This window comes from Synechococcus sp. H55.9 (assembly GCF_047462355.1).
Classification (GTDB): Bacteria; Cyanobacteriota; Cyanobacteriia; order Thermostichales; family Thermostichaceae; genus Thermostichus.
Map to the genome: position 1 here is coordinate 8,371 of NZ_JANSJB010000067.1, position 6,874 is coordinate 15,244.

General features: G+C 61.3%; 6 protein-coding genes. 2 read left to right on the plus strand and 4 right to left on the minus strand.

The genetic code is table 11. The annotated features are described in order from the left end of the window. The coding region (locus NW857_RS09375; protein WP_414368771.1) for a bifunctional riboflavin kinase/FAD synthetase at nucleotides 1–957 on the plus strand (957 nt) is incomplete at its 5' end. 6 nt (nucleotides 958–963) lie between these two features. On the opposite strand, the gene NW857_RS09380 is transcribed toward NW857_RS09375, so the two are convergent. Genes NW857_RS09380 through rpoD form a run of 4 tightly spaced genes read right to left on the minus strand, consistent with a single transcriptional unit; the run spans nucleotide 964 to nucleotide 3,653 of the window. Then, nucleotides 964–1,203, minus strand: a complete 240-nt coding sequence (locus NW857_RS09380; protein ID WP_414332764.1) for a hypothetical protein — start codon at nucleotides 1,201–1,203, stop codon at nucleotides 964–966. After that, nucleotides 1,200–1,988 carry an adenosylcobinamide-GDP ribazoletransferase gene (gene cobS / locus NW857_RS09385; RefSeq protein ID WP_414332763.1) on the minus strand — a complete coding sequence of 263 codons (789 nt, stop codon included), beginning with the start codon at nucleotides 1,986–1,988 and terminating at the stop codon, nucleotides 1,200–1,202. The genes NW857_RS09380 and cobS overlap by 4 nt, the downstream gene beginning before the upstream one ends. A 48-nt stretch (nucleotides 1,989–2,036) precedes the next feature. Beyond that, nucleotides 2,037–2,381, minus strand: a complete 345-nt coding sequence (locus tag NW857_RS09390; protein WP_414332761.1) for a DUF4342 domain-containing protein — start codon at nucleotides 2,379–2,381, stop codon at nucleotides 2,037–2,039. Nucleotides 2,382–2,441: 60 nt separating this feature from the next. Then, complete coding sequence (rpoD, locus tag NW857_RS09395) at nucleotides 2,442–3,653, minus strand: RNA polymerase sigma factor RpoD (protein WP_414332759.1); 1,212 nt, start codon at nucleotides 3,651–3,653, stop codon at nucleotides 2,442–2,444. Nucleotides 3,654–4,272: 619 nt separating this feature from the next. Here rpoD and metH point away from each other — a divergent pair. Beyond that, nucleotides 4,273–6,874: methionine synthase (gene metH / locus NW857_RS09400; protein ID WP_414368773.1), on the plus strand; the 2,602-nt coding region annotated here is incomplete at its 3' end.

Consider the following 6,874-nt stretch of genomic DNA (forward strand, 5'->3'; position numbering starts at 1 on the left):
GGCTGTTGTTCGGGATCCCAAACTGTGCATGTAACTTCTGATTTGGCTCAAACCTTGCGACCCACCGCTGTGGCCATCGGCAACTTCGATGGCCTGCATCTGGGCCATCAGAAGGTGCTGCAGCCGATTCGAGACTCTCTCCAGGGGGTGCGCACCGTCCTCACCTTTCATCCCCATCCCCAAGAAGTGCTGACAGGGCGCCGGCAACTGTTGCTCACTCCCCCTGCCGAAAAGCTGGCTCTGTTGGCGCAGATGGGTTTTGAGCAGGTGGTGTTGCTCCCCTTCACCCCTGCATTTGCCCGCCAGCCGCCCCAAGAGTTTATCCAAACAGTACTGGAACAGGGCTTGCGCGCTCGCCATCTCAGCGTCGGCTGGGATTTCTGCTTTGGCCACCGTCGTGCCGGCAACGCCCAAACCCTCCAAGCCTGGGGATCCGAGCGCTGCATTCCGGTGGAGGTGATCCCAGAGGCACAACTGAACGGGGAACGGGTGAGCAGCTCCCGCATTCGCGCTGCCTTGGCGACCGGGGAGGTGTCCACCGCCGCAGCGCTCTTGGGTCGCCCCTATCGGCTGATGGGAGAGGTGGTGCGAGGGGATCAGCGGGGCCGACAACTGGGCTTTCCCACCGCCAATCTGCGCCTGCCCCCGGAGAAGTTTTTGCCCCGCGATGGGGTGTACAGCGTTTGGGTGGATGTGCCTGCGGCGGCGGCAGCCCTGCCTGGGGTGATGAACATCGGTCACCGCCCCACGTTTGCCGGGCTACAGCACACCGTCGAGGTACATCTGCTGGATTGGACAGGGGATCTCTACGGGCAAGAGGTGCAAGTGGCGCTGCAGGGCTTTATTCGCCCAGAGCGGAGGTTTCCGGCAGTGGCGGATTTGGTGCAGCAAATTCAGCAAGACTGCCAAACGGCCCGTCAGCAGTTGGGCTTGGCCGAGCACGTGGGCCTGCTGTAGAGGGGCTTAACATCCTCTCGCAGAGAGTTGGCAAGCGCCCATGCTCACCCAGGCGCTGCTGCCATCCCTCCAGTGTTCTTTTTCCCAGATGGGGGCGTTGTGCTTGAGGTTGTTATCGCGAACAGAGCCGCTCATCACCACCACTGCCCCATTGCCCGGATGGGATGCCTCTTGGTGGACACGGTCGATGGATAGGGGAGCGAGGGTGATCTGGAAGGAGGTTTTCAGGGCGGCCAGAAGGTTCATGATGGCTCGAGCAGGGATCCCCACAACAAGGCTATCGCTTCTGACCATTCCACCGTAGCTCCGTAGGTGTCCCCCGTGTGCCCTCCCAACTGGCGGTAGATCCAATAGCCCACGGCCAGGGCTCCCAGGGCAGATCCCAGCGTCCAAAGCAGCAAAGGCTGCCAAGCCAGGAGCCCGGCCCAGCCCAACCCCCCGGTGATGGCCAGCAACAGCAGCGTGCCCGGCCACAGGGATCCCGGCAGAGCAGTGGAGTCTTTGAGGAAGCGGGCGGATCCCTGCCGGCGCAGATAGGGGTAAAGGGCGATGGCGAGCAACTGGCCCCAACGCCCCCAAGCCGGCACCAGCAGCAAGAGAGGCCAGACCTGAAGGCTGCTCAGAGCGGCAAATTTCAGCAGCAGCAGCAGCAGCAAGGCCAGCACCCCATAGGCCCCGGTGTGGCTGTCGCTCATCACCTGCAGGCGGCGGGATCCCTCCAGGTGCCGGGCCGACGGTTGCGGATCCCCTGCCTGAGGATGTTTGTGGACGTTGATCGCCAGGCCATCAGCCGTATCGGCCACCCCGTCTAGGTGCAGCCCACCGGTCAACAGAGCCCACAGAGCCACCAGCAAAGCCGCTCGCACCGCATTTGGGAACATCTGCAGCAGAAGCGCCGCCAGGGAGAGGATCCCGCCCAGCAGCAGGCCTACCACCGGCAGCCAGGCGGCGATGCCCTCAAACGATAGCCCACCCGCCCGCCCCAAAGGCAAGGCGGTGTAGAAAGTCAAAGCTGCCCACAAACGCCTCACCGGCTCGGCCTTGAGGCGGGCATCAGCCGCTGGAACAAGCTTGGCGGGCTAGGAATCATCGCGAATGGTTCGCTCCACAACAATGGTCAGCTTGGCCACCAGAGCTCCGATCGCTCCCACAGCCGCCAACACCGGAAACAGAGCCGCCCCCAACACCCCTGCGGCCACTCCTACGCCCAGAGGGATCTCGATCAACGTCTGCCCTTCGGCATTTTTGATCAAGATGCGGCGAACATTGGCCTCTTCGATCAGCTCGCGGATCTTGGCCAACAGCTCGTCCCCGCTGATCTTAAACTCCTCCACGTGGTACTCCAGCCTGGCCGGAGGCAGATCCCTGCCCTCCCCGTCGGCCTTTGCAGAGGAGTTGGGATCCGGCGTCTCATGGGGGTTCATGCTGAAGAGGCTCCATACGTCGGTTGGCAGCGGCAACTGAGTCCATCCTAAGACCGGATCCTAGCGGATGTACTCTTTCAACACACTGTTGCGATTGGGGTGGCGCAGCTTGCGCAGAGCCTTAGCCTCGATCTGCCGGATCCGCTCGCGGGTTACATTAAAGATCTGGCCGATTTCTTCCAAGGTTTTCATGCGGCCGTCATCCAGGCCGTAGCGCAGCTTCAGCACATCCCGTTCGCGGGGGGTGAGGGTTTCCAAAACGCTCTCCAGATCTTCTCTGAGCAAGACTTTGGCCACCCGATCCTCCGGCGTCTCCCCGTCGGACTCGATAAAGTCGCCCAGGCGCGAATCCTCTTCCTTGCCGATGGGCGTTTCTAAAGAAATGGGGAGCTGGGCCGACTTGGCGATAAAGCGCAACTTTTCGATGGTGATCTCCATGCGGGTGGCGATCTCCTCTTCGGTGGGCTTGCGGCCCAGCTCCTGAGAAAGCAACTTGGTCACCTTTTTGATGCGGGAGATCGTCTCGTAGAGGTGGACGGGCAGGCGAATGGTGCGGGATTGGTCGGCAATGGCGCGGGTGATGGCCTGGCGGATCCACCAGGTGGCATAGGTGGAAAACTTGTAGCCCTTCTCGTGGTCAAACTTTTCCGCTGCCCGGATCAGGCCCAGGGATCCCTCTTGGATAAGATCCTGAAACGACAAGCCCCGGTTCATGTATTTTTTGGCGATGGACACCACCAAGCGCAGGTTGGATTGCACCATCTTTTCTTTGGCCCGCCGCCCCCGATGCAACCGCCGCCGAAATTCCGGCAGGGACATTTTGACTTCCTCTGCCCAGAGGGTGTCGGGCACCTCCTCTGGATCCGACCAGAGGCCCATGCGCTGAAAAACGGCCTCGCGAGCGCGCTCTAGCTCCAGCAGATCGGCAATTTTGCGGGCCAGCTCGATTTCCTCATCGGCCCGCAGCAGCCGGATGCGCCCGATTTCCTGTAAATAGACCCGGATGGAGTCATCGGTGTAGGGCTTTTTCTTACTGGCCGCTTTGCGCTTCGAACGACCCTTGGCACCGACGGCGACAGTCTCGCCATCCTCGTCTGCTACCTCTTCTTCGTCCTCATCCTCATCAAAAGCATCAGTGTCACCGGTATCCAGTTCGCTCTCGAGCGTGTCCGTCCCACTCTCCAACTCCAGAGCGCTGGAAGATGGATTTTCCAGATCCGGTTCGAGAAGCGCTGTTTGACCAGACTGCACCAATTCCTTTGCTTGAGCCATGCTGAGTTCCTCGTGATCCTGATCACAGACAACAGAAGGTGACTAGAGGAGGCTAGACGCCAAAAGGAGGAGAGCCAGTTGCAGCTCTGCCGCCTCCCACAGCGCCAGAGTGAGAGAGTTAGACCGGCAAACCAAAACCTGGCTTGCCCGCTTCTAATAGGCGATTGCTCCGGTCAATCTGGAAGCAGATATCGCTCATGGGGCTTAACTGAACTGGCGCAAGACTCATCTTGATGGACGGAGCCTCTCGCAGTTGCGAAAGGCGGATCTTTTTCTTCGCCAATCTTGCGACGGCAGGCGAGGCACTTCACCAGGGGGACAGGACATTCAGCACCTCAACCACTCCAACCTAGGAGAAGAAGATCCCTCTACAGCAGGCAGCAAATGGCCTCAAAGGGAGCACTTGCAGGCAACTGTAGCCGTTCTCACCAAAACGTCTTCCCTAAATTAGCCCGACCTTGGGGAAACAGCAACGGGGCAGGCAAAGAAAATGTTAAATCCACCTCAATAACCAAAGTCGGATCCCTGGCCTCGGTCTAGTCCAAGCGAAAGGCTCAATGCTACCTTAAATCAGACTTTCTTTAGATCCAACTTGATCCCTGCCTGCGCCGCACCGCCTATGACCCATCCCTTCCTACAGCATCTCCAGGAACGTGTGATCGTCTTCGACGGGGCAATGGGATCCTCTCTGCAAGCCCAGAACCTGACGGCAGCCGATTTTGGTGGGCCGGAGCTGGAAGGCTGCAACGAGATCCTGGTGCTGAGCAAGCCGGAGGCGGTGGCGCAGGTTCACCGGGGTTTTCTGGAGGTGGGGGCCGACGTCATCGAGACCAATACCTTTGGCGCCACCTCGATTGTCTTGGCCGAGTACGGGATCCCGGAAAAAGCCTACGAGCTAAACGTGGCGGCGGCGCGGCTGGCCAAGCGGGTGGCAGCCGAGTTCTCAACGCCGGAAAAGCCTCGTTTTGTGGCCGGCTCCATCGGCCCCACCACCAAGCTGCCCACCCTGGGGCACATCGGCTTTGACCAGATGCGGGCTGCCTATGAGGAGCAGGTGCGGGGGCTCCTCGACGGCGGGGCGGATCTCCTCATTATCGAGACCTGTCAGGACATTCTGCAGACCAAGGCGGCCTTGGTGGCCGTGCAGCAGGAGTTGGCCCGGCGGGGGATCCGCCTGCCGGTGGTGGTGTCCCTGACCTTTGAGGTGCAGGGGACGATGCTGGTGGGCACGGAGATCGGGGCGGCGCTGGCCGTCCTGGAGCCCTACCCCATCGATGTGCTGGGCCTCAACTGCGCCACCGGGCCGGACAAGATGGCCGAGCACATCCGCTACCTCTCCCGCCATTCCCCCTTCCCCATCTCCTGCATCCCCAACGCCGGTCTGCCGGAAAACATCGGCGGCAAGGCCCACTACAAGCTGACGCCGGAGCAGTTGCGCTTCCACCTGGAACACTTTGTGCGGGATCTGGGGGTGGCGGTGGTGGGGGGCTGCTGCGGCACCCGCCCGGAGCACATCGCCGCCTTGGTGGCAGCCGTCCAGGGGTTGCGGCCCAAACGCCGCGCCGTCGAGCGCATCCAGGCTGCCGCCTCGATCTACTCGCCCCAGCCCTACCTCCAGGACAACTCGTTTTTAATCATCGGCGAGCGGCTCAATGCCAGCGGCTCCAAGAAGATGCGGGAGCTGCTCAACGCTGAAGATTGGGACGGCCTGGTGGCCCTGGCGCGGGAGCAGGTGCGGGAGGGATCCCACATCCTCGACGTGAACGTGGACTACGTGGGCCGGGATGGGGTGCGGGATATGCGGGAGCTGGTCTCGCGGCTGGTGACCCAGATCCCGCTTCCCCTGATGCTGGATTCCACCGACTGGCAGAAGATGGAGGCTGGCCTCAAGGTGGCCGGGGGCAAGTGCCTGCTCAACTCCACCAACTACGAGGATGGGGAAGAGCGCTTCCTCAAGGTGCTGGAGCTGGCCAAGACCTACGGCGCGGGGGTGGTCATCGGCACCATCGACGAGGAGGGCATGGCCCGCACCGCCGAGAAGAAGTTCCAGATTGCCGAGCGGGCCTATCGCCAGGCAGTTGAGTACGGGATCCCGCCCTACGAGATTTTCTTTGACCCCTTGGCTTTGCCCATCTCCACCGGCATTGAGGAAGACCGCGCCAACGGAGCGGCCACCCTGGAAGGGATCCGCCGCATCCGCCAGGCTTTCCCCGATACCCACATCCTCTTGGGCATCTCCAACATCTCCTTTGGACTTTCGCCGGCAGCCCGCGTGGTCTTGAACTCGGTGTTTTTGCACGAGTGCCGCCAGGCCGGGCTGGATGCCGCCATCGTCAGCGCCGCCAAAATCCTGCCCCTAAGCAAGATCCCGGAGGAGCAGCAGCAGGTGTGCCGGGATCTGATCTGGGATCGGCGGCAGTTTAACGCTGAGGGCATCTGCACCTACGATCCCCTGGCGCGGCTGACGGAGCTGTTTGCAGGGGTTTCCAGCCAGGAGCTGCGCGCTGCCGGATCCCTGGCCAAGCTGCCGCTGGAGGAGCGGCTGCGGCGGCACATCATCGACGGGGAGCGCATCGGCCTGGAGGAGACCCTGGCGGAGGCGCTGCAGAAATACTCCCCCCTGGAGATCATCAATACCTTTTTGCTGGACGGCATGAAGGAGGTGGGGGAGCTTTTTGGCGCCGGCAAAATGCAACTGCCTTTTGTGCTGCAGTCGGCAGAAACCATGAAGGCGGCGGTGAAATACCTAGAGCCCTTCATGGAAAAGGTGGGCGGGGAGGTGTGCAAGGGCACCTTCTTGATCGCCACCGTCAAGGGGGATGTCCACGACATCGGCAAAAACCTGGTGGACATCATCCTCACCAACAACGGCTACAAGGTCATCAATTTGGGCATCAAGCAGCCGGTGGAAAACATCATCGAGGCTTATGAAAAGTACAAACCCGACTGCATTGCCATGAGCGGCCTGTTGGTGAAATCCACTGCGTTTATGAAAGAAAATCTGGAGGTGTTTAACGAGCGGGGCATCGCCGTGCCTGTGATCCTAGGGGGGGCGGCCCTTACCCGCCGCTTTGTGGAAGAAGACTGCCGCCAGACCTACAAGGGCCAAGTCATCTATGGCCGCGATGCCTTTACCGACCTGCACTTTATGGATCGGCTGATGCAGGCCAAGGCCGCCGGGCGCTGGGATGACCGGCTGGGTTTTCTGGATGACTTGGAGC

Coding starts and splice junctions, on each gene's coding strand:
- NW857_RS09380 (WP_414332764.1), bottom strand. CDS start 1,203: ATGAACCTTCTGGCCGCCCTGAAAACCTCCTTCCAGATCACCCTCGCT.
- rpoD (WP_414332759.1), bottom strand. CDS start 3,653: ATGGCTCAAGCAAAGGAATTGGTGCAGTCTGGTCAAACAGCGCTTCTC.
- NW857_RS09390 (WP_414332761.1), bottom strand. CDS start 2,381: ATGAACCCCCATGAGACGCCGGATCCCAACTCCTCTGCAAAGGCCGAC.